The organism is Aestuariibaculum lutulentum (assembly GCF_032926325.1).
Lineage (GTDB): Bacteria > Bacteroidota > Bacteroidia > Flavobacteriales > Flavobacteriaceae > Aestuariibaculum > Aestuariibaculum lutulentum.
Genome location: NZ_CP136709.1, coordinates 1,501,017 through 1,521,455, shown reverse-complemented (window position 1 = coordinate 1,521,455; position 20,439 = coordinate 1,501,017). Strand labels below are relative to the sequence as shown.

26 protein-coding genes are annotated in these 20,439 nt (G+C 35.0%); 14 read left to right on the top strand and 12 right to left on the bottom strand.

Annotation, left to right across the window (positions count from 1 at the left end; genetic code table 11):
• Positions 1-13: 13 nt before the first annotated feature.
• Positions 14-415: a large-conductance mechanosensitive channel protein MscL gene (gene mscL / locus R1X58_RS06525; protein ID WP_240572547.1), complete on the top strand. Its 402-nt coding sequence runs from the start codon at positions 14-16 to the stop codon at positions 413-415.
• Between the two features lie 150 nt (positions 416-565).
• Complete coding sequence (locus R1X58_RS06520) at positions 566-1,555, top strand: aspartate-semialdehyde dehydrogenase (protein ID WP_240572546.1); 990 nt, start codon at positions 566-568, stop codon at positions 1,553-1,555.
• A gap of 58 nt (positions 1,556-1,613) precedes the next feature.
• On the opposite strand, the gene R1X58_RS06515 is transcribed toward R1X58_RS06520, so the two are convergent.
• Positions 1,614-2,570 (bottom strand): M28 family metallopeptidase, encoded by a 957-nt coding sequence (locus R1X58_RS06515; protein WP_240572545.1) that lies wholly within the window; start codon positions 2,568-2,570, stop codon positions 1,614-1,616.
• 181 nt (positions 2,571-2,751) lie between these two features.
• Here R1X58_RS06515 and R1X58_RS06510 point away from each other — a divergent pair, with 181 nt between their 5' ends.
• Together R1X58_RS06510 and R1X58_RS06505 are read left to right on the top strand one after the other, a co-directional pair.
• Complete coding sequence (locus R1X58_RS06510; RefSeq protein WP_240572544.1) at positions 2,752-4,836, top strand: prolyl oligopeptidase family serine peptidase; 2,085 nt, start codon at positions 2,752-2,754, stop codon at positions 4,834-4,836.
• A 47-nt stretch (positions 4,837-4,883) separates the two neighbouring features.
• Positions 4,884-5,798: an ABC transporter ATP-binding protein gene (locus tag R1X58_RS06505; RefSeq protein ID WP_240572543.1), complete on the top strand. Its 915-nt coding sequence runs from the start codon at positions 4,884-4,886 to the stop codon at positions 5,796-5,798.
• Between the two features lie 2 nt (positions 5,799-5,800).
• Here the strand turns inward: R1X58_RS06505 and R1X58_RS06500 are convergent, their stop codons facing one another.
• The 9 genes from R1X58_RS06500 to pdxA all read right to left on the bottom strand — a co-directional run bounded on the left by R1X58_RS06500 (position 5,801) and on the right by pdxA (position 13,238).
• A complete protein-coding gene (locus R1X58_RS06500; RefSeq protein WP_306468582.1) occupies positions 5,801-6,265 on the bottom strand; it encodes a GreA/GreB family elongation factor in 465 nt (154 codons plus the stop codon).
• A complete protein-coding gene (gene mtgA, locus R1X58_RS06495) occupies positions 6,252-6,935 on the bottom strand; it encodes a monofunctional biosynthetic peptidoglycan transglycosylase (protein ID WP_240572542.1) in 684 nt (227 codons plus the stop codon). The genes R1X58_RS06500 and mtgA overlap by 14 nt, the downstream gene beginning before the upstream one ends.
• 25 nt (positions 6,936-6,960) lie before the next feature.
• Positions 6,961-8,076: an NAD(P)/FAD-dependent oxidoreductase gene (locus R1X58_RS06490; RefSeq protein WP_240572541.1), complete on the bottom strand. Its 1,116-nt coding sequence runs from the start codon at positions 8,074-8,076 to the stop codon at positions 6,961-6,963.
• A gap of 186 nt (positions 8,077-8,262) precedes the next feature.
• Positions 8,263-9,615 (bottom strand): acetyl-CoA carboxylase biotin carboxylase subunit, encoded by a 1,353-nt coding sequence (gene accC, locus R1X58_RS06485; RefSeq protein WP_240572540.1) that lies wholly within the window; start codon positions 9,613-9,615, stop codon positions 8,263-8,265.
• Between the two features lie 65 nt (positions 9,616-9,680).
• Positions 9,681-10,166: an acetyl-CoA carboxylase biotin carboxyl carrier protein gene (gene accB / locus R1X58_RS06480; protein WP_240572539.1), complete on the bottom strand. Its 486-nt coding sequence runs from the start codon at positions 10,164-10,166 to the stop codon at positions 9,681-9,683.
• Positions 10,167-10,189: 23 nt separating this feature from the next.
• Positions 10,190-11,185, bottom strand: coding sequence for a beta-ketoacyl-ACP synthase III (locus R1X58_RS06475; RefSeq protein WP_240572538.1), 996 nt, complete (start codon positions 11,183-11,185; stop codon positions 10,190-10,192).
• A gap of 180 nt (positions 11,186-11,365) precedes the next feature.
• Positions 11,366-11,569: a 50S ribosomal protein L32 gene (gene rpmF, locus R1X58_RS06470; protein WP_027138009.1), complete on the bottom strand. Its 204-nt coding sequence runs from the start codon at positions 11,567-11,569 to the stop codon at positions 11,366-11,368.
• Between the two features lie 9 nt (positions 11,570-11,578).
• Positions 11,579-12,118: a YceD family protein gene (locus R1X58_RS06465; protein WP_240572537.1), complete on the bottom strand. Its 540-nt coding sequence runs from the start codon at positions 12,116-12,118 to the stop codon at positions 11,579-11,581.
• 73 nt (positions 12,119-12,191) lie between these two features.
• The gene (pdxA, locus tag R1X58_RS06460; protein WP_240572536.1) at positions 12,192-13,238 is read right to left on the bottom strand and encodes a 4-hydroxythreonine-4-phosphate dehydrogenase PdxA; all 1,047 of its coding nucleotides are present in this window, start codon (positions 13,236-13,238) and stop codon (positions 12,192-12,194) included.
• Positions 13,239-13,304: 66 nt separating this feature from the next.
• On the opposite strand from pdxA, the gene R1X58_RS06455 reads away from it, so the two are divergent.
• On the top strand, positions 13,305-13,901 hold the full coding sequence (locus R1X58_RS06455; protein ID WP_240572535.1) for a riboflavin synthase: 597 nt from the start codon (positions 13,305-13,307) through the stop codon (positions 13,899-13,901).
• On the opposite strand, the gene R1X58_RS06450 is transcribed toward R1X58_RS06455, so the two are convergent.
• Positions 13,898-14,086: a hypothetical protein gene (locus R1X58_RS06450; protein ID WP_240572534.1), complete on the bottom strand. Its 189-nt coding sequence runs from the start codon at positions 14,084-14,086 to the stop codon at positions 13,898-13,900. The two genes, R1X58_RS06455 and R1X58_RS06450, sit on opposite strands and share 4 nt — an antisense overlap.
• A 315-nt stretch (positions 14,087-14,401) precedes the next feature.
• On the opposite strand from R1X58_RS06450, the gene R1X58_RS06445 reads away from it, so the two are divergent.
• From R1X58_RS06445 to R1X58_RS06405, 9 genes are all read left to right on the top strand, one after another.
• The gene (locus R1X58_RS06445) at positions 14,402-15,691 is read left to right on the top strand and encodes a phage integrase SAM-like domain-containing protein (RefSeq protein ID WP_240572533.1); all 1,290 of its coding nucleotides are present in this window, start codon (positions 14,402-14,404) and stop codon (positions 15,689-15,691) included.
• Between the two features lie 25 nt (positions 15,692-15,716).
• Positions 15,717-16,493 (top strand): hypothetical protein, encoded by a 777-nt coding sequence (locus tag R1X58_RS06440; protein ID WP_240572532.1) that lies wholly within the window; start codon positions 15,717-15,719, stop codon positions 16,491-16,493.
• Positions 16,494-16,571: 78 nt separating this feature from the next.
• Complete coding sequence (locus R1X58_RS06435) at positions 16,572-16,859, top strand: helix-turn-helix domain-containing protein (RefSeq protein WP_188229079.1); 288 nt, start codon at positions 16,572-16,574, stop codon at positions 16,857-16,859.
• 58 nt (positions 16,860-16,917) lie between these two features.
• Positions 16,918-17,364, top strand: coding sequence for a hypothetical protein (locus R1X58_RS06430; RefSeq protein ID WP_240572531.1), 447 nt, complete (start codon positions 16,918-16,920; stop codon positions 17,362-17,364).
• 225 nt (positions 17,365-17,589) lie between these two features.
• The gene (locus R1X58_RS06425) at positions 17,590-18,054 is read left to right on the top strand and encodes a PEGA domain-containing protein (RefSeq protein ID WP_240572530.1); all 465 of its coding nucleotides are present in this window, start codon (positions 17,590-17,592) and stop codon (positions 18,052-18,054) included.
• Between the two features lie 105 nt (positions 18,055-18,159).
• A complete protein-coding gene (locus R1X58_RS06420) occupies positions 18,160-18,285 on the top strand; it encodes a hypothetical protein (RefSeq protein ID WP_255802816.1) in 126 nt (41 codons plus the stop codon).
• A 53-nt stretch (positions 18,286-18,338) separates the two neighbouring features.
• Complete coding sequence (locus R1X58_RS06415) at positions 18,339-18,554, top strand: hypothetical protein (protein ID WP_240572529.1); 216 nt, start codon at positions 18,339-18,341, stop codon at positions 18,552-18,554.
• A 15-nt stretch (positions 18,555-18,569) separates the two neighbouring features.
• Entirely contained in the window at positions 18,570-18,980 is a 411-nt protein-coding gene (locus R1X58_RS06410; protein WP_240572528.1) for a hypothetical protein, read from the top strand.
• A gap of 8 nt (positions 18,981-18,988) precedes the next feature.
• Complete coding sequence (locus tag R1X58_RS06405; protein WP_240572527.1) at positions 18,989-19,177, top strand: hypothetical protein; 189 nt, start codon at positions 18,989-18,991, stop codon at positions 19,175-19,177.
• A 54-nt stretch (positions 19,178-19,231) separates the two neighbouring features.
• Here the strand turns inward: R1X58_RS06405 and R1X58_RS06400 are convergent, their stop codons facing one another.
• A complete protein-coding gene (locus R1X58_RS06400; RefSeq protein ID WP_240572526.1) occupies positions 19,232-19,930 on the bottom strand; it encodes a hypothetical protein in 699 nt (232 codons plus the stop codon).
• Positions 19,931-20,439: the final 509 nt, after the last annotated feature.

Here is a 20,439-nt window from a genome sequence, read left to right as displayed (position 1 = left end):
AAAATAACTTCATATGTTAAAAGAGTTTAAAGAATTTGCCATGAAAGGCAACCTAGTCGACATCGCTGTCGGTTTTGTAATGGGTGCTGCGTTTAAAGAAGTGGTTACTTCGTTTACCGGAGGTATTGTATCTCCACTTATTGGTTTAATTTTCAAATCAGACTTCAAAGATTTAAAATGGATTATAACAGAAGGTGTTGCTAATACCGAGGGTGTTGTAGAAGGAGAAGTGTCTGTACTTTGGGGTGCGTTTTTAACCAATGTTATCGACTTCATTATCGTGGCCTTTGTTATGTTCATGTTAGTTAAAGGTGTTAACAAAATGAAGAAGAAAGAAGAGCCTGCACCAGAACCTCCAAAAGGTCCATCTCAAGAAGATTTACTTGCAGAAATTCGCGATCTGCTTAAAAAATAACTAAATGTTAAATAAATAACAATGTGTTATTTGTTGTTAAAAAGCCTTGGTTTTAAAGAATCTAAGGCTTTTTTTTATTTTTAAAATGGAATTAATAGTTAGTTTTGTCACTCGAAAAAATTAAGAACAAGATTTAAACTATTATAAAAGATGAAAGTAGCTGTTGTTGGTGCCACTGGTATGGTTGGCGAAGTGATGCTAAAAGTATTAGAAGAACGTAACTTTCCTGTTACAGAATTATTATTAGTCGCTTCAGAGCGTTCTGTAGGTAAAAAAATAACATTTAAAGGTGAAGAGATTACTGTTATTGGCTTAGCTGATGCTGTTGCTGCGAAACCACAAATCGCTATATTTTCAGCAGGTGGTGACACCTCATTAGAATGGGCTCCTAAATTCGCTGAAGCTGGAACTACTGTAGTAGACAACTCTTCTGCCTGGAGAATGGATCCATCAAAAAAATTAATCGTTCCGGAAATTAATGCAGGTGAATTAACAAAAGACGATAAGATTATTGCTAACCCTAACTGTTCTACAATTCAGATGGTTTTAGCTTTATCAAAACTTCACGAAGCTTACAAAATGAAACGTATCGTTGTATCTACTTACCAATCGGTTTCTGGTACCGGGGTTAAAGCTGTACAACAGTTAGAAAATGAGATTGCTGGTGTTGAAGGTGAAATGGCGTATCCTTACCCAATTGGTCGAAATGCATTACCACACTGTGATGTATTTATGGAAAATGGCTATACCAAAGAAGAAATGAAATTAGCTAAAGAACCTCAAAAAATCTTTGGTGACAGTTCTTTCGCTGTAACAGCAACTGCAGTTCGTATTCCAACTTCAGGAGGACACAGTGAATCTGTAAACGTGCAATTTGAGAACGATTTCGATTTAGCTGAGGTAAGACAGTTAATCAGTGAAACACCTGGTGTTGTTTTACAGGATAATACAGCTACAAACACTTACCCAATGCCAATTTTAGCGCACGATAAAGACGAGGTATTTGTTGGTCGTTTAAGACGCGATGAATCTCAACCAAATACATTAAACATGTGGATTGTTGCCGACAACTTACGTAAAGGGGCTGCAACAAACACCATTCAAATTGCTGAATACTTAGTAGAAAATAACTTAGTATAACAGCATAACTAGATGAGACTATATCAAGCTCCTGTATTTCTACAGGAGCTTTTTTTATTTAATCCTGATTGATAAAATAAATGTCGTCTGTTGATGATGCCTTCTTCAAAATCGTTTGAAAAATATACTCACAAACCATTTTCTCTCCTACCAGATTAATAAACTCTAAAGTATCTTCAGGTGTATGGTATTGCGGATGTCCACCAGTGTGCATTCCTAAAACCGAAATCCCCTTTTTATAAAACGAGACATGATCTGAACCTCCTACTCCGCCCGCATGCACTCCCGGATTTAATCCTAATGAAACACCTAAGTCTTTCATAAAATCGACACCTCCCGGAAACGTTCCAGCACCACCCATATATACCTGTTTTTTATCGTTAAGCCTACCAACCATATCCATATTAATCATCAGCTTGATGTTTTCGTTAGGCACTAAAGGGTGTTCTGTGAAATATTTACTTCCCAATAAACCTTGTTCTTCCGCTCCAAAAGCAATAAAAATAATGCTGCGTTTCAATTCGCCTCTATGCGCTGCTAATTTTTCTGAAATCTCTAACAAAGCCGCTGTTCCACTGGCATTATCATCAGCTCCAAAATGAATAGCATTTTTCTTATCAGACTTCGATGACGGTCCGCCAAGTCCCAAATGATCGTAATGCGCGCCTAAAACAATGTATTCGTTTTTCAATTCCGGATCGTTTCCTTCAATAAAACCAACCACATTACACGTAGGTGCCAATGGTTTTTCTGGCTCACCTTCAGCAACTCGTAACTTAGCCTCAAACGGTTGTTTGTAACCTTCATCAAAGGCCTCTATTCCCGAAGATTTAAAATCTTTAATAATGTATTTCACTACACGTTTATTCGCCTTAGTACCTGGATAACGTCCACCATTTTTTTCAGAGGTTAAAAATATAATATGGCTTTCAATCTCCTTTTCTGTAACCTCGGGCTGAGCAAATAAAGAGAAAGAACCTACTAAAACCAATGCAATTGATAAGAATTTATTCATAAGTTAATTTTTATAAAAAAATAAAATAACGAATTTAAAGACGAACCACATAAACTTTTAAGACGAACAACGTAAACTGAACCATTTTCGTTATTTTTCGTTAAATCCATTCCATATTTAGTTGTTTTTTCAATTCGATTTTTCCATATTTAGCAAAACAAACCCTCGAGAATAATAGCCTGTGAAATATCCAAAAACGAAAACTGTAGATGTTGTAGATACTTATTTTGGTATTGATGTAAAAGATCCTTATCGCTGGCTGGAAGATGACCGAAGTACTGAAACTGAAGCCTGGGTAAAAGCACAAAACAAAACCACATTTGATTATCTTAATACTATTCCATTTAGAAATGAACTAAAAAATCGTCTGTCACATTTATGGAATTATGAAAAAATTGGCGCCCCTTCAATTGAAGGCGGGTATACCTATTTTTCTAAAAATGACGGTCTGCAAAATCAGAGTGTGATTTACAGAAAAAAAGGAGAGAACTCTGCTGAAATCTTTCTTGACCCCAATACGTTTTCAAAAGACGGCACTATATCTCTTGATGAATTAAGTTTCTCTAAAAGTGGCAAGCTTTTAGCTTACTCGATATCTGAAGGTGGTAGTGACTGGCGTAAAGTGATTATTATTGATGCTGAAACCAAAGCTAGTTTAGAAGACCCTTTAAAAGATATTAAGTTCAGTACCATTTCCTGGTATAAGGACGAAGGCTTTTATTACTCAAGTTACGATAAGCCTGTAGGTAGTGAACTTTCGGCAAAAACAGATCAGCATAAAGTATACTACCACAAACTAGGAACTTCTCAAAAAGAAGATGCACTTGTTTACGGCGGAACACAGGAACAAAAGCATCGTTATATCAATGCACATGTTACACGTGATAATCGCTTTTTAATTATCATTCCAAGAATATCAACTTCCGGAAATAAGCTTTTAATAAAAGACTTATCGGTTGCTGATAGTGATTTTATCACTATTTTAAATGAGGATTACAGCGATACTTTTGTAATTCATAACGAAGGTTCAACCTTATTTTTAGTCACCAATTTAGATGCACCAAACCGACGTATAGTAAAGGTAGAGGCTTCAAATCCGACGCCTGAACATTGGGAAGATTTTATTGCAGAAACAAATTGTGTTTTAACACCCACCAAAGGAAGCGGTTATTTGTTTGCGCATTATATGATTGATGCGATTTCGCAGGTAAAACAATACGATTGGAGAGGCAATTTTATTAGAGATATTGAACTTCCGGGCTTAGGTACAGCCAGTGGCTTTTCAGGAAAAAAAGAGGCGTCTAAGTTATATTTCAGTTTCACTAACTATAAAACACCAGCCAGTATTTTTGAACTGAATCCAGAAACCGGAGACACTAAAACCTATTGGCAACCCTGTATAAATTTTAACCTGGAGCAGTACGAAAGTAAACAAGTGTTTTACACCTCAAAAGACGGCACCAAAGTACCTATGCTCATTACCTCTAAAAAAGGCATTGAACTTCACGGGAAAAACCCGACTATGCTTTACGGTTATGGCGGATTCAACATTAGCTTAACGCCTGCCTTTAGCATCACCAATGCCATTTGGCTGGAACAGGGCGGTATTTTAGCAGTGCCTAATTTACGAGGTGGTGGTGAATATGGTCGCGAATGGCATGATGCTGGCACACAGCTTCGCAAACAAAATGTCTTTGACGATTTTATCGCTGCCGCGGAATACCTCATAAATAATAATTACACATCCTCGGAATACTTAGCGCTTCGGGGCGGTTCAAACGGCGGCTTATTAGTTGGCGCTGTGATGACTCAGCGTCCTGATTTAGCAAAAGTAGCTCTCCCTGCCGTTGGCGTTTTAGATATGTTACGTTATCACACCTTTACTGCAGGTGCCGGATGGGCATACGATTACGGTACCTCCGAAGACAATAAAACCATGTTCGAATATTTAAAAAACTATTCGCCGTTACACAATGTAAAATCAGGTATTAAATATCCTGCAACATTAATTACGACAGGCGATCATGACGATCGTGTAGTCCCCGCACATAGCTTTAAATTTGCAGCTGAATTACAAAGTAAACAAACTGGAAATAGCCCAACGTTGATTCGGGTTGAAACCGATGCTGGTCATGGCGCAGGAACTCCAGTTAGTAAAACCATTGAAGAATATGCCGATATTTTTGGTTTCACCCTTTACAACATGGGCTTTAAAACTTTACCTAATTCAATTGAAGAAAATTTAGAAAATGTAAGTACATTATAAAGCCCGAACCCTTTCTTTTCAATCATTTTTTAACCTACTTTTACAACATGTTACAAATAAAAAACCTTTCGTTTCGTTACAGGAAACAGGCTATTTTAGATCATATTTCATTTTCCGCCAAACCAGGAGAACACCTCTCTATTATTGGTGAAAGTGGCTCCGGAAAAAGCACCCTTTTAAAACTACTTTACGGTTATTACGATTTACCTGAAGGAGAAATTTACTGGAAGGATAATCAAATTCTAGGACCGGAGTATAATTTGGTTGTTGGCTATGACTTTATGAAATACGTAGCCCAGGAATTCGATTTGATGCCCTTCATTTCTGTGGCCGAAAACATAGGTGCCTTCTTATCTAATTTCTACCCTGAAGAAAAACAGAAACGTATAAACGAGCTTCTTAAAGTCGTGGAATTAGAAGCTTATGCAGATATTAAAGTTAAAGAATTAAGTGGCGGACAAAAGCAACGTGTAGCCATTGCCAGAGCCATTGCTAAAGAACCTGAAATTTTACTGTTAGATGAACCTTTCAGTCATATCGATAATTTTAAAAAACAATCACTAAGGCGAAGCCTTTTTAAATACTTAAAAGACAACCAGATTACCTGTATTGTCGCAACCCATGATAAAGATGATGTATTGGCCTTTTCAGACCAGATGATTGTGCTACACGATGCTAAAATCATGGCTCAGGATACACCTGAAAACCTTTTTAACAATCCGCAAAACAAATTAATTGCTTCATTTTTTGGTGAATATAATGAGATAGAAAATCATGGTATTGTTTACTCACACCAATTGAAAATAAACGGCGAAGGTGATTTAAAAGCAACGGTTAAACAAATATATTTTAGAGGCACTACCTATCTTATAGAAGCTGATTTAAACGGAAATCCTATACTTTTTGAACATGACCATGCATTAAAATTCAATGAAGAAATTCAATTGTCAATCTTAAAATAGTATTATAAAATATCAAGTATTTTAAAACTGTTTCCTCTAAAATCAATAGCATCAAGTACACCTTTACCCAGTAATAACTGACCAATAGGTGTACTTGGTGAAATGGCATAAAACGCAACATCATTCACTTTCAATTCACCAAGACTTACAGCTACAAAATAATTAGCTTGCGAAGTGAATACCACACTGCCTAAGCCTACCTTTTTTGAAGCTATTTTTACATCAATTCTAGAAAGCACTTCTTTTATTTTATTAATTTCTGCGAGTTGTTGACCGGCCTTTTCTCGCTCCAACTGTAACATGGCTCTACCGGTTTCATGCTTGTCACCTGCCGTACTTTTGGTTTCTGAAGATAACGATTCCTGAATTTGAGCAATTTGTTTTTTAACCGTTTCCAAACGACTAGATACCAATACAGCACACTGTTCGTAAAGTGCCTGCTTTATTTCCAAATTATTTTTTGTCATAAGAAAATGGTCCATAAAAATGCATTTGTTTCACTATCCAAACCTTTCTACCTTGAATATACGCCGATGCCGGATTCGCTCTATAACGTTGCGGACTTGGTAAAACTGCAGCTATTGCGGCGGCTTCATACTGCGATAATTTAGCCGCTGGTTTTTTAAACCAGTATTGAGCGGCAGCTTCAGCACCGTAAACACCTTTACCCATTTCAATACTGTTTAAATACACTTCCATAATACGTTCTTTACTCCAAATAAGTTCTATTAAAAACGTAAAATAAGTTTCCAGCCCTTTGCGAAACCAACTGCGTTCTGGCCACAAAAAAACATTCTTAGCTGTTTGCTGACTTATGGTACTTCCGCCACGAACACGTTTGCCCTTTTTATTGTATTCAATAGCCTTTTCTATGGCCTGGATATCAAATCCGTTGTGGTTTAAAAAGTTCTGGTCTTCACTACAAACCACGGCCAATTGCAGGTTTTTCGATATATGATCTATCGATTCCCAATCGTGTTTCCAAAAAGTTCTTTGTCCGCTATCCTGTTCAAAATAACGTATAACCATAAGTGGAGTAACCGGCACCGGAACCCATTTAAACAACACCACAAATCCGACAGTGATTATAACAAACCACGCAAATATTTTTAATAAAAACCGAAACAGTTTTTTCATCTAATACTAAATCTATTTTTTGAAATTAATGACATGCCAATTCGGCAAGTTCTTTACCAACCAAACTACCAATTGCGATACCCATACCTCCTAAACGTACGCCACAAAACACCTGATTTGACAACGGTTTTACAATCGCCTTTTTTTGATGACCAATCCCCATAACACCACTCCATCGATGCTCAACTTCGAAAGGCGTGTTAGGTAAAATAACCGTTTTTAAAATGTCTTCCAATCTATTTTGAATTTGTTCTGTTTGGCCAAATTCTATAGTTTCTTCACCTTTAAAATCCAGATTACGGCCACCTCCAAACAGAATGCGATTATCGATATTTCTGAAATAATAATAGCCTTTATCTAAATGGAATGTCCCTTTAATATGTAAATCTTTTATTGGCTTGGTTATAAGTACCTGGGCTCTGGCAGGTTTTACCTCCTGATTGATTAACTGAGATGCAAAACCATTGGTGGCAATTAACAGTTTTGAACTTGAAAACTCAAATAAATTCGTTTTTATTTTTACTGAATTTCCATTTTCAACAAAACTCTCTACTTTACAATTGTTAAGAATTTTAATGCCTTTTGACTGCACTTTTTTCAATAAAGCTTCCATCATAAGTCCTGTATCAATCTGACCTTCGAAAGTGTTAAAAATAGTACGCTCCTTTATATTTTTAAACTGAAAACTATTGGGTTTTATACCATAAACTGAAGCATTAAAAATGGGTTCTAACAACTTATTAATCTTGTCGATTTTTTCCAAACAGGATTCATATAAATCATCCTGCTCTAAAAAGAGTTCGTACCCTCCATAATTTTTATAACCAATCGCCTTTTCTCCTAAAGTTTGTTTTAAAAGGTTTAAGCCATCGACACGCTTTTTAACGAGTTGCAAGACCTCTTCTTCGCTATGCGTCTTTAAATCTTCTATAATCTCGCTTAAACTACCAAAACAAGCAAATCCGGCATTCTTTGTACTGGCTCCCTGTGGTAAAAACCCTTGCTCTAAAATTAAAATGTTGGCCTTTGGAAATCGTTCTCTTAAATACAAGGCACAACTTAATCCCACAATACCACTGCCTATAATAGTAAAGTCGGTATTGCTAAGCCAAGATTTTATTTCCCAATAGGAGAGGTTCACTATTTTTGATCGTTAGTTTTTAGTAAAAATAGTGATTTCGTGTTAAGGATGGAGCAATTGTTGGAGCTCTTTTAATTATCATAAAATAATTAAAAAGCGACTTGCGAGAGCCTGACTTTTTCTTAAAAAAAGGAAAAGTAACACCATAAAAAAACTCCGAAAGTGGCTTCCGGAGTTTTTATTAATTTATTCTTGAACTGGCTTTTCCATAACGAAATCTTCCATGAACTTGGTGGTATAATTACCCGCAACATAATCGGGGTTATCCATAAGCTGACGATGGAAAGGAATCGTGGTTTTAATACCTTCGATTACGAATTCGTCTAAAGCACGTTTCATTTTGCTAATCGCTTCTTCTCTTGTTTGCGCCGTTGTAATTAACTTAGCAATCATAGAATCGTAGTTTGGCGGAATCGTATACCCAGCGTAAACGTGAGTATCTAAACGTACACCATGTCCTCCTGGAGCGTGTAATGTTGTAATTTTTCCTGGAGACGGACGGAATCCATTATAAGGATCCTCGGCGTTAATACGACATTCGATAGAGTGTAAGTTTGGTAAATAGTTTTTACCAGAAATTGGCACTCCTGCCGCTACTAATATTTGCTCACGAATCAAGTCGAAATCAATTACCTGCTCGGTAATTGGGTGCTCTACCTGAATACGCGTGTTCATTTCCATGAAGTAGAAGTTACGGTGTTTATCTACTAAGAACTCAATCGTTCCTGCACCTTCGTACTTAATGTACTCTGCCGCTCTAACCGCTGCCATACCCATTTCCTCTCTTAACTCATCAGTCATGAATGGTGATGGTGTTTCTTCGGTTAATTTTTGGTGACGACGTTGTACTGAACAGTCTCTTTCTGAAAGGTGACAAGCTTTACCTGTAGAATCTCCAACAATCTGGATTTCGATATGTCTTGGCTCTTCAATAAGTTTTTCCATGTACATATCGTCGTTTCCGAAGGCTGCTTTACTTTCCTGACGCGCAGAATCCCAAGCAGCTCTAAGATCTTCTTTCTTCCAAACGGCACGCATACCTTTACCTCCACCACCGGCAGACGCTTTAAGCATAACCGGGAATCCAGTTTCCTTAGCTACTTTTTCACACTCCTCGTAAGAGTTAATAACACCATCACTACCTGGTACACAAGGTACACCAGCCGCTTTCATAGTGGCTTTAGCGTTGGCTTTATCTCCCATTTTATCAATCATCTCTGGAGATGCACCAATAAATTTGATACCGTGTTCTTCACAAATTTTAGAAAACTTAGCGTTTTCTGATAAGAACCCGTACCCTGGGTGAATGGCATCTGCATTAGTAATTTCAGCAGCTGCAATAATGTTAGACATTTTTAAGTACGATTCGCTACTTAAAGCTGGCCCAATACAAACCGCTTCGTCTGCAAATTTTACGTGTAAACTTTCTGCGTCGGCTGTAGAATATACTGCAACCGTTTTGATGCCCATTTCTTTACAGGTTCTAATAACACGAAGTGCTATCTCCCCTCTGTTGGCAATCAGTATTTTTTTAAACATATCTTTATGAGTTTAAGAGTTTAGGGTTTATAAGTTCTACTGAACTTTAAACTTTAAACTTCAAATTAAGATGGATCTACTAAAAATAACGGCTGATCGAATTCTACCGGAGAAGAATCGTCAACTAAAATCTTAACAACCTTACCTGATACTTCAGATTCGATTTCGTTGAAAAGTTTCATCGCTTCGATGATACATAATACATCACCTGCTGCTATAGTTTGACCTACTTCTACAAATAATGGCTTATCTGGAGCTGGTTTTCTATAGAAGGTACCAATAATTGGCGATTTGATTGTGATATATTTTGATTCCTCAGTTGCTGGAGCCACTGGTGTAGCTGCTGGAGCTGAAGCTGCTGCTTCTGCTACTGGAGCTGGAGCTGCTGCTACCTGTGGAATTTGTGCTGCTATAGGAGCATATTGCACAGTTGTTGCCTCTTCTGATCCTGTTTTAATGGTGATTTTAAAATCGTCCATTTCTAATTTAACCTCACTTGCACCTGATTTTGCTACAAATTTGATTAAGTTTTGAATCTCTTTAATGTCCATAATTGTATTAATTAATTATTGGGTTATGAATTATAGGCCCATTTTAAGTAAATAGAACCCCAATTGAATCCGCCACCAAAAGCGGCAAAAATTAAATTATCTCCTTTTTTAAGCTTAGACTCGAAATCACTTAGTAATAACGGTAATGTAGCCGATGTTGTATTTCCATATCTGTGGATATTTATTAATACTTTCTCTTCAGCTAATTCAATACGTTGTGCAGTAGCATCAATAATACGCTTGTTGGCCTGATGCGCTACTAACCAATCAACGCTGTCTTTATCTAAATTATTACGTTCTAATATTTTTACAGTTGCATCTGCCATGTTTGATACTGCATTTTTAAACACAGTACGTCCTTCCTGAAATGCATACTGACCACCTTTAGCCATAGCTTCTTCAGTGATTGGGAAAGCAGAACCTCCGTAAGTGGCTTGTAAAAACTCTCTTCCGGTTCCGTCACTTCTTAAATATTCATCTTGGAATCCTAATCCTTCTTCGTTAGGTTCGAATAAAACTGCTCCGGCACCATCACCAAAAATGATACACGTTGCTCGGTCTTCGTAATTAATAATTGATGACATTTTATCTGCACCAATTAATAATACATTTTTGTATCGACCTGACTCGATATAACTAGCAGCAACCGACATACCGTATAAGAAACTAGAACATGCAGCATCCATATCGAAAGAGAATGCATTAGTAGCACCAATTTCAGACGCCGTGTAAGCAGCTGTAGAAGCAGCTTTCATATCTGGTGTTGCCGTTGCAACAATAACAAGTTCTATGGTTTTAGGATCGATGCCTTTCTTGTTGATAAGGTCTTGCGCAGCTTTAATAGCTAAATAGGACGTCCCTTTTCCTTCTTCTTTAAGAATACGACGCTCCTTGATTCCTGTTCGTGAAGTTATCCATTCATCATTTGTATCAACCATTGTTTCAAGAATTTGATTGGTTAATACATATTCTGGCACATAAGCGCCAACAGCTGTTATAGCCGCTGAGATTTTACTCATAACTTTATAGTTAAATTGACCGAAAAATCACTAAAATTGATCAAAAACACGTCAAAATTTGTGAAAATTACTAAAAAATAGCTTAATAACTCGCAAATTACGTGTTTTTACGCGTTAGAAAAAGCATATCATAAAAAAAACGCTCACATGTGAGCGTTTTTTTATATGCACGCATAGTTATTATGCTATGTTTTCTACTGCTTCAGAATTGTCAATTAATACTTGACCTCTGTAATAAAGTTTTCCTTCATGCCAGTGAGCTCTGTGATATAAGTGAGCCTCACCTGTAGTAGGACATGTAGCAATCTGTGGCGCAGTTGCTTTGTAATGGGTTCTTCTTTTATCTCTTCTTGTTTTCGAGATTTTTCTCTTAGGATGTGCCATTTTCTATCGTTATTTATCCGTTAATAGTTTCTTTAATGTATTCCAACGAGGGTCTATATCGTCCTCGGTTTTATTCTCTTTCTTTCCTTTCGGGCTTAGTTCTTTTAACTTTTTAAGTATGTCTGAATCTAATGTTCCGTCTTTAATTCCAGGATGCACGCGCTTAATTGGCACAGCTAATATGATTGATTCATATATATACTGCTGAACGTTAATTTCATAAGTACCGTGAGGTACAATTAGTATATTAACGTCTTCATCATTATACTCGTCACCAAATTTAACTACCAAATCGAACTCATTTTCGATACTTTGATCGTACGGTTCGTTAGTTAAATCACAGTTAACATTAACAAATCCTGAAATTTTAAAGTGCAACTCCAGTAATGTAGATTTCTTTTCTAACTCAAGATCTACTTTTACTTTTACATCATTAAATTCCTGATACTCAAAATAATCAAAGAACGCTTGCTCAATTTCATACTCAAAATGGTGCTTTGCTAATTTTAGCCCTACAAATGGAATTGTATACTCTTTTAATGGCTTCATTATCAAATCTATTTTGAGCCTGCAAATATATAAATTTTTATTTAAGCAGCATTACTTATAAACATTTTTTTGTTTATATCTTTTTTGATGATTTTTTTAACGGGTTCGACGTAAGTTCCTCATACTCATTTCTATTTCTAAAAATTTGAATCGCTGCAAATACAGCTTCCTTAAACGAACTCTCGTCTGCAATGCCTTTTCCGGCTATTTCATAAGCTGTTCCATGGTCTGGAGAGGTTCTAACTTTGTTCAAACCAGCGGTATAATTCACTCCCTGTCCAAACGACAGCGTTTTAAACGGTATTAACCCTTGATCGTGATATGAAGCCACAATGGCATCGAAACTTTTGTAATTATTAGAACCAAAGAAACTATCTGCTGCATATGGCCCATAAACCAGTTTACCTTCGTCTTTTAACTTTTTAAGGGTTGGTCTTAAAACAGTATCGTCTTCATTGCCAATAACACCATTATCCCCTGTATGCGGATTAATTCCCAGTACTGCAATCCGCGGTCTAACAATATTAAAGTCTACTTTAAGAGAATTATAAACCGTATTAATCTTATTAATAATTAGATCTTCGGTAATATGATTTACCACATCTTTAACCGGAACATGATCGGTTAATAAACCTACTCGTAAACCATCAGACACCATAAACATTAAGCTTTCACCTTCCAGTTCCTGAGCTAAATAATCGGTATGGCCAGGAAATTTAAACTCTTTCGACTGAATATTATGTTTATTAATCGGCGCTGTGACCAGCACATCTACATCACCTTCCTTTAATGCCTTTGTTGCCGATTGCAATGATTTTATTGAATAAGCTCCTATTTTGAAATCTTCTTTACCAAATTCAATATTCACAGGTTCGTTCCAACTATTAAAAACATTTACCTTTCCTGAAGCGATTTGATTAAGACTATTAGTGACATTAAAATTGATTTCGGATTTAAAATGCGATTTGAAAAAATTCATCGTTTTAGCAGAAGCAAAAATTACAGGTGTACAGAAATCTAATACTCGAGCATCTTCGAATGTTTTTAAAATAATTTCTCCTCCAATACCATTTAAATCCCCGATAGAGATTCCTACAACTATATTTTCTGATTTCTTCATTAAAAATGATAACTTTTGTTCGTAATTTTGACACTACAAATTTAGTTAAATAAACAAACCATAGATATGTTTACAGGAATTATTGAAGATATTGGAGTAATTACAGATTTAAAAAAAGAATTAGATAATCTTCATATTACCGTAAAAAGTAATATCACTTCCGAATTAAAAATAGACCAAAGTGTAGCTCACAATGGTGTTTGTTTAACTGTAGTTAATATTAAAGGAGACGAATATACCGTTACTGCTATAAAAGAAACACTGGACAAAACCAATCTAAACACCTTAAATGTAGGAAACAAAGTAAATCTTGAACGCGCTATGAAACTAGGTGATAGACTAGATGGACACATCGTTCAAGGCCATGTAGATCAAATAGCAATCTGTGAAAATATAGATGAAGCTAATGGTAGCTGGGTATTTACATTTAGATATGACTCATCTCTAAATAATATAACCATTGAAAAGGGTTCTATTACAGTAAATGGCACAAGTTTAACAGTAGTGAATTCAAAAAGAAACTCTTTTAGTGTAGCCATTATTCCTTATACCTACCAACACACCAATTTTAATACTTTTAAAATAGGAACTAAAGTAAATTTAGAATTTGACGTTTTAGGAAAGTATGTATCTAGATTGGTTAATCTTGGAAAATTGGATTAGTTTTTTTTAGATAGAAGTTTTTTCGAACCATAAAAAACTCCAAACGATAAAACAGCAAAAATCCCAAAATCAACTGATAACCCAGGAGGAGGAGTTGGAGGAGGTGGATCAGGTTGACCTAAACAAACAAAACTTATTAATACAAATAAGATTGAGGCTAATATATTCTTGTTTTGTATTCTCATTGCCTACAAATTTAATTGTTTTGTTGATTTAACAAAATTAAACTCGACGATATACACAAAATAGTTTGTAATTCAAATCATTACAAAAAAAAAGCCTTTCAATTTCTTGAAAGGCTTTACGATTTCAAATCATGGTCCCACCTGGACTATTTTTTAGTTTAATCTATTTTACCTTATTTGACTTCAAACACACCCTAAGACCCTTTAAATAAAGGTGTTTCAGGATTATTAAAATATTTTATGTTATTTTACATTATTCATTATTAACAATAATGTTGCCCCTTATGTTGCCCCCTTTTAATAAAACAATGACATATGAGTAATATAAATTCAACAGCCGGAACAATTGCTTTTAGATTAAAACAATCAACTTCAAAAAAAGAAACACCCATATTATTTGAGTATAGTTTTGGCAGAGGCAACAGAATTAAATATTCCACTGGATATAAAATCACACCAAAATATTGGGATAGTAAAAACCAAAAAGTTCGAGCGATAGCATCGATAGAAAACAGAGACGATATAAATAACAGAATATTAGAAATTAAAAGAGACTTCTCCTTAGCTTTATCTAAACTTGAAGAAGTTGAAAAGCAGGATAAAAATGTCCTAAAGTCGATTTATGATGAAATCATGGGAAGAAGCGAACCTAAAGAAGTTCCGCTTCCCAAAATAAAATTTCTTCAATTTGCAGATGATTTTGTTGAAACAAAAGAAAATACAGTTAATTCAGGTATTAATTTAACCGCCGTAACGATTAGGTCATACAAACAAACCATTAAACAACTTAAAGATTTCAATAATACCTACAGATATAAATTAGACTTCGATACTATCGATGTCCCTTTCTATTATGCTTTTGTTAGTTTCCTAGAGGAAAAGGAATATTCACTTAATACCATTGGCAAGCATATTAAAAACATCATAGCATTGATGAATCGTGCAACAGAAGATGGTATTAACACAAACTTGAAATATAAACACCGTGACTTTAAGCGGCTTTCTGAAAAAACCACTTCTATTTACTTAAATACCGAAGAAATTGAAAACTTATATAAACTTGACTTATCCTTCAACAAAGACTGGGAACGCGCTAGAGATATTTTTCTTATTGGTTACTATACCGGCCAACGTGTATCTGACTATAACGGATTGACAGATAAAAACATTAAGACTTTTGATGGTAGAAAAGTTTTTGAAATCTACCAAAAGAAAACCAAAAAAACGGTCTACATCCCCATTCACCCAAGAATAAAGGAAATCATGAACAAAAGATACAAAGGTAGTTTACCGGCTAAAATGCCAGACCACCTTATCAATTCTCTAATTAAAAAGGTAGGCAGAAAAGCCAAGATCAAAGACGACGTTGTAACTAAAAAAACTGTAGGAGGTAAACTTTCAGAAAAGACCATTGACAAGCATGAACTAATAGGCACACATACAGCGAGACGCTCATTTTGCACCAACGCCTACCTCTCTAAAATGCCCGTTATTGATATTATGGCTTTAAGTGGACACACTACCGAAAAAGAATTTTACAACTATATCAAAGTAACACCTCAGGAACGAGCTGTAAAAATTGCTGATTCTGCATTTTTCAAATAATATTATTTTTATACCAAAAACCTTCATGTATCACAACATATTTGCCCTAGACCAAGTTTCACTTAAAGAACGTAAAGCAAACAATGAAACCACGCCAGAATATCTACTAGAAAATTTCAATTACTATTCAGATAAGTTAGAAAAAGACTTTTACTTAAGGGTCTTTTTAAGAAAAGCTCTTTTCGATATAGACATTATGGATTTAGATGACTTCTTAAAACATCAATACGACTATTCACAAGATCAAATTAAATTTTTAAAAGCATTAAAATCAAAGGTTATCCCTTCACTAAACAATATCATCAATAACAACTACTCCACACTCGAAGGAGGTAGTTTTTATAACGAAATAAAACTGGAAGATGGTTTTGTTGAAACTGAAGGTATAATTAAACACCGTGATTACGAAACAAGTATGTTTTACCACATCACCTCCATCCAGAAACTCTCTGAAGACTTAAGAGAAAGAGAAACTATTATAAATAACTTCATTAAAGAAACTAGCGAACAAGGCAACAACAATAAAAACACTTTGAAATGGGCCGGAAAACCAAGCCACTTAGGATTAATCATCCGTTCTCTTATTGATGAAGGTTATATAACTGCTCCTGAAGGCGGAAATGGGGAAATCAATCTAACTGAACTTTCAAGACAAATAATAAATTCATTTAATCTTGAACAAACCACCACTACCAACACATTAAGAGTTTACACAAATATTGATCATGAAAGACACCTAACCTTAAAAGAAACATTTGATAATCAAGGATTTCACATACCAAACAGCAATATAACAAGTTAGGTATCGATACGTAGTGATACTCTAAAATACTCCCTTATTACTGACCTTCGCTCCAAGCAAACAGTAAAATAGAGTATCATGAGATCAACCCAAGTCACCATACACAACATCACACCTGAAGAATTATCTGAGCATATTTCCAACGTTATTGAAGCCAAATTAAAAACGCTTCAACTACCTCAACAAAACGAAAATCAGATATCGGACGATCTTCTTACCGTTGAAGAAACACTTCAATATTTAAAGTGCTCTAAGCAAGCCCTGTACAATTGGCGAAAAAGTGGTATTCTACCATCATACCGCCTAGGCAATCGCGTATACTACAAAAAGAGCGACATTCTGGCGAAGCTCAAAAAACAAGCTTAATACTCACACCTATTTTACTGTTTACTTCACAACAACAAATACAAAACCACCCAAAACCATGAGAAAACAAGCCATCTGCAAACATTGCAACGACATTTTTGAACAAAGAAGAACTAATCACGTTTACTGCACTATAAGCTGTAAAACTAAAGCCTGCTACAAAAGAAACAACTATAAGTATGTTTCTGGACACTACCAAAAATCAGAAATTAGCACACCAGAAAACAATCTTCCCGCCGTACAAACGGAAGACATCACGACTACCCTAGAAAAATTAGAAGCTCAATTAGAAAACATTTCAAAAAACCAACAAATAAACGCAACAAATATTGCCACTGTAATGTTGGGAACTGCCGATGTTAATGGGACTACTAATCTTTTAAAAGCTACTTTTGCCCCGAACCTTTTACCTGCTAACAAAGGAGACATAGAAGAAATTCAAAAGGCAATAAGGGAACTAAAATTTATTGTAAAAATGAAGAACAATTTTAAACTTACCCCTTAAAATTTGTGCAAAATACATATGCATCATAAGCTTAATTTCTTTTTTCATTACCCCAGTATAATAATTCTGCTACGACTTTATCACTTTAAAATCGTAATCAAATGACGCACAGTAAAGTAGGATAAATCTTTTTTATTTGTATTAAATTTTACGGTTTTCCATTAGTATTAACTTACAAATAACACTAGCTTTATTCCAAATTTTAAACTAAAAACAACCATTTTTATGAAAAAAGCTACAATTGCTTTAGGATTTGCATCATTAGTATTAACTACTAGTTGCGCTTCTATTTTTACAGGATCAAAAAGAACTGTTTTATTCGAATCTAACCCATCAGGAGCTAAAATTTATGTTAACGGTTTTGAAAAAGGTATTACACCTGCTCAAATCAAAGTAAAAGCCGATGATCGTGTAGATTTTAGAATCGATAACTATAAAGAAAGAGTTGTAGTTATGGACAGTAAATTCAACTTAGTTTCAATATTAAACGGATTTTCAATTATAGGGTGGGGCGTAGATGCCATAACAGGTTCTTTAAAACGAGTTGATACGAAATATGTAAAAGTTGATTTAGAAGAACAAACAAAATCTATAGCTGTTGAAAACTACCTAAAAAACGGTAAAATAGACAAGGTTAACATTGATACCGAAAACAAAATTGTTGAAACAGTTATTGTTTTAAATGATTAAAATCACTTTTCAATAAAATCAAACAAAACCCTTACGGAATACCGTAAGGGTTTTTTATTACTCATTATTAAGTTTATAGCACCAAAACACTTAATAAAAATAAACATGTGGCATAAAATTATTCAAGTAACCGATTGGTTTGGTGAAATGGCAGAACGCTATCGTTTAATAAAAGATTTCAATAGAGCTGCTAAACATTCATTTATTTCAGGCTATGCCCCTACCTTCTAGAAGCAAAAATTACACGTGGAGAAAGCGCCTATAGACACGCATTTTCAAAATGGATGGGTGGTGGATATAGAATTAAAGCCCTTTCCGGACAAACTCTCGACAGGACCGAATTAATAGATATAGGTCGTGTTGTTTTAGACAACGAAGAACTAATAAGAAAGATGATTTCTTTAGGCTGGGACACCTTAGAAGTACATTCAAACTACGGTTTTTTAGGTCTAAAATGGGAATTACAGAAACATGCCAACATCGGCGGATTTATCGATTAAAATAGGAGAATAGAAATGATACAAACAACATCAGAAATAGGAAAAGCGGCAGCTAACTTAACCGAACCAGCAATATCCATTTGGTTTTGGGTTGCGACAGCCGAATTATTAATCATTGGCTTTTTGGTTTATAAAATAATATCTACGAAAAATAAACTTCCACTAAGTGAAATCTCCAAAAGCAAACTCAAAAACGCTCAAAAGACAGATATTGACATGAATAATATTATGAATAGTATTGTAGGGTCTAGAGACCTATACAAACAGCTCAGTAGAGTTTGCCATCCTGACCGATTTATTAACACAGATCACTACGAATCTGCCGTACTAATTTTTCAGGAAATATCTAAAAATAAAAGAAATCACGATAAGCTGGCTCACCTACAAAAAAGAGCCGAAACCGAGTTAAACATTAATTTTAAATAAAGAATATTATGGACGATGGTGCATTTATATTAATTCAATTAGCCTTAAGAGTTGTTGGGCTTTTAGTATGTGTTAACAAAGCAAAATCACTAAACAGGAGTCAAGGCGGGTGGGGTCTATTTGGGTTTGTATCTCCGATACTTGCCATGATTTGGATTCATTTTATGAAACCTATTACCGACTGGGAACGTAGTTAAAATTATGGCCAAAACGTAAAATAAAGTTTAATTTAACGGATTAAGCTAAAAAAACTAGTTATTGTAAGTATCACATACATACTTCTTAATCATATATTCAGTAACACCCTTTAATGTTTTACCTGTTATTGGGTGTTTGCCTATTGAAGTAAAAAAATCTACGTCACCATTTTCATTTTTGCTATACCATAACTGGACCTCGCCTGAACGATCAAAAAACTGAGTACTACAATCAGGTTGAATTTGTCTAAAATTTTCAATTCTTTCCTCTTTATATATTTTAAGCTGGCCCAGATTATATTTTTCAGTATCAAAATCAACTTCAACATACCTATCCTCTTTCCAAACCATCCACCTTTGTGTATTAATTGACGTGTAAACACCAAATCCGATTAACAACAAAGTTGAAACTATTAAAGTAATTAAATGCCTTTTAAAAAAGCTTTCCTTTCTTAAACTCCCTTTACCATTTTTTCTAGCATCGGCTTCATTACCAGCCACGAAATCTTCATAACCTGAAAACCCCAGATATTGACTTAATTTATCAAGTAATTCGGTATTAGGGTTATTTCCAATATCTCCGTTTCCCTGAATGTATTTCTCATAATATCTAACAAAAGTTACCTTATTTACAGAAAACTTAAACTCATCCATAAATACTTTTTCCAGATGAGCAGCAAGCCCATGCTTAGAATCTTTACCAGATTGTTTAGCTGCTCTATCAAAAACTTCCTGAAATAACTTTTGTTTCATAATCAATTATGTTTCAGGCCTAAAAATAAAAAACAATACAAACATACAACACACATATTTGTTCAAACATTAATGATTGAATAATGTAACAACTATGTTTCCCCTATTCCGCTAACATTTCCATTCATTTGCTCAAGAACTAACACAGAGATTTTAAAAACATTATCTGTTAAATGTTCAAATCGGAGCGACAACGTAGAGCTGTTTCGTACCGGGAAGTAACTAAACTTCTCTACACCTGTCCTCCATACTTCCCGAACCAGAGATACGTCTCTAAAAATCAATTTAAAGCTGAAATCCGAATCAAGTCGGACAGCACTTCTATTATCAAATTTTTAAAACTATAATTATGAAAAAAGCATATTTAATCTTGTTTTTAACCCTACTTAACCTGAGCTTATATTCATGTTCACCCGAATCAAACGCTTCGGATAATAACATTCAACAAACAGATGAAACTGATTGTTGCGGAGACGATAACCCAATTACTCCCCCTCCACCTCCAGAAG

Excerpts from the sequence above, each read along its gene's own strand:
- mscL (WP_240572547.1), top strand. The coding sequence starts at position 14 with ATGTTAAAAGAGTTTAAAGAATTTGCCATGAAAGGCAACCTAGTCGAC.
- R1X58_RS06520 (WP_240572546.1), top strand. The coding sequence starts at position 566 with ATGAAAGTAGCTGTTGTTGGTGCCACTGGTATGGTTGGCGAAGTGATG.
- R1X58_RS06515 (WP_240572545.1), bottom strand. The coding sequence starts at position 2,570 with ATGAATAAATTCTTATCAATTGCATTGGTTTTAGTAGGTTCTTTCTCT.
- R1X58_RS06505 (WP_240572543.1), top strand. The coding sequence starts at position 4,884 with ATGTTACAAATAAAAAACCTTTCGTTTCGTTACAGGAAACAGGCTATT.
- R1X58_RS06500 (WP_306468582.1), bottom strand. The coding sequence starts at position 6,265 with ATGACAAAAAATAATTTGGAAATAAAGCAGGCACTTTACGAACAGTGT.
- mtgA (WP_240572542.1), bottom strand. The coding sequence starts at position 6,935 with ATGAAAAAACTGTTTCGGTTTTTATTAAAAATATTTGCGTGGTTTGTT.
- accC (WP_240572540.1), bottom strand. The coding sequence starts at position 9,615 with ATGTTTAAAAAAATACTGATTGCCAACAGAGGGGAGATAGCACTTCGT.
- accB (WP_240572539.1), bottom strand. The coding sequence starts at position 10,166 with ATGGACATTAAAGAGATTCAAAACTTAATCAAATTTGTAGCAAAATCA.
- R1X58_RS06475 (WP_240572538.1), bottom strand. The coding sequence starts at position 11,185 with ATGAGTAAAATCTCAGCGGCTATAACAGCTGTTGGCGCTTATGTGCCA.
- rpmF (WP_027138009.1), bottom strand. The coding sequence starts at position 11,569 with ATGGCACATCCTAAGAGAAAAATCTCGAAAACAAGAAGAGATAAAAGA.
- R1X58_RS06465 (WP_240572537.1), bottom strand. The coding sequence starts at position 12,118 with ATGAAGCCATTAAAAGAGTATACAATTCCATTTGTAGGGCTAAAATTA.
- pdxA (WP_240572536.1), bottom strand. The coding sequence starts at position 13,238 with ATGAAGAAATCAGAAAATATAGTTGTAGGAATCTCTATCGGGGATTTA.
- R1X58_RS06455 (WP_240572535.1), top strand. The coding sequence starts at position 13,305 with ATGTTTACAGGAATTATTGAAGATATTGGAGTAATTACAGATTTAAAA.
- R1X58_RS06450 (WP_240572534.1), bottom strand. The coding sequence starts at position 14,086 with ATGAGAATACAAAACAAGAATATATTAGCCTCAATCTTATTTGTATTA.
- R1X58_RS06445 (WP_240572533.1), top strand. The coding sequence starts at position 14,402 with ATGAGTAATATAAATTCAACAGCCGGAACAATTGCTTTTAGATTAAAA.
- R1X58_RS06440 (WP_240572532.1), top strand. The coding sequence starts at position 15,717 with ATGTATCACAACATATTTGCCCTAGACCAAGTTTCACTTAAAGAACGT.
- R1X58_RS06435 (WP_188229079.1), top strand. The coding sequence starts at position 16,572 with ATGAGATCAACCCAAGTCACCATACACAACATCACACCTGAAGAATTA.
- R1X58_RS06430 (WP_240572531.1), top strand. The coding sequence starts at position 16,918 with ATGAGAAAACAAGCCATCTGCAAACATTGCAACGACATTTTTGAACAA.
- R1X58_RS06425 (WP_240572530.1), top strand. The coding sequence starts at position 17,590 with ATGAAAAAAGCTACAATTGCTTTAGGATTTGCATCATTAGTATTAACT.
- R1X58_RS06420 (WP_255802816.1), top strand. The coding sequence starts at position 18,160 with ATGTGGCATAAAATTATTCAAGTAACCGATTGGTTTGGTGAAATGGCA.
- R1X58_RS06415 (WP_240572529.1), top strand. The coding sequence starts at position 18,339 with ATGGGTGGTGGATATAGAATTAAAGCCCTTTCCGGACAAACTCTCGAC.
- R1X58_RS06410 (WP_240572528.1), top strand. The coding sequence starts at position 18,570 with ATGATACAAACAACATCAGAAATAGGAAAAGCGGCAGCTAACTTAACC.
- R1X58_RS06405 (WP_240572527.1), top strand. The coding sequence starts at position 18,989 with ATGGACGATGGTGCATTTATATTAATTCAATTAGCCTTAAGAGTTGTT.
- R1X58_RS06400 (WP_240572526.1), bottom strand. The coding sequence starts at position 19,930 with ATGAAACAAAAGTTATTTCAGGAAGTTTTTGATAGAGCAGCTAAACAA.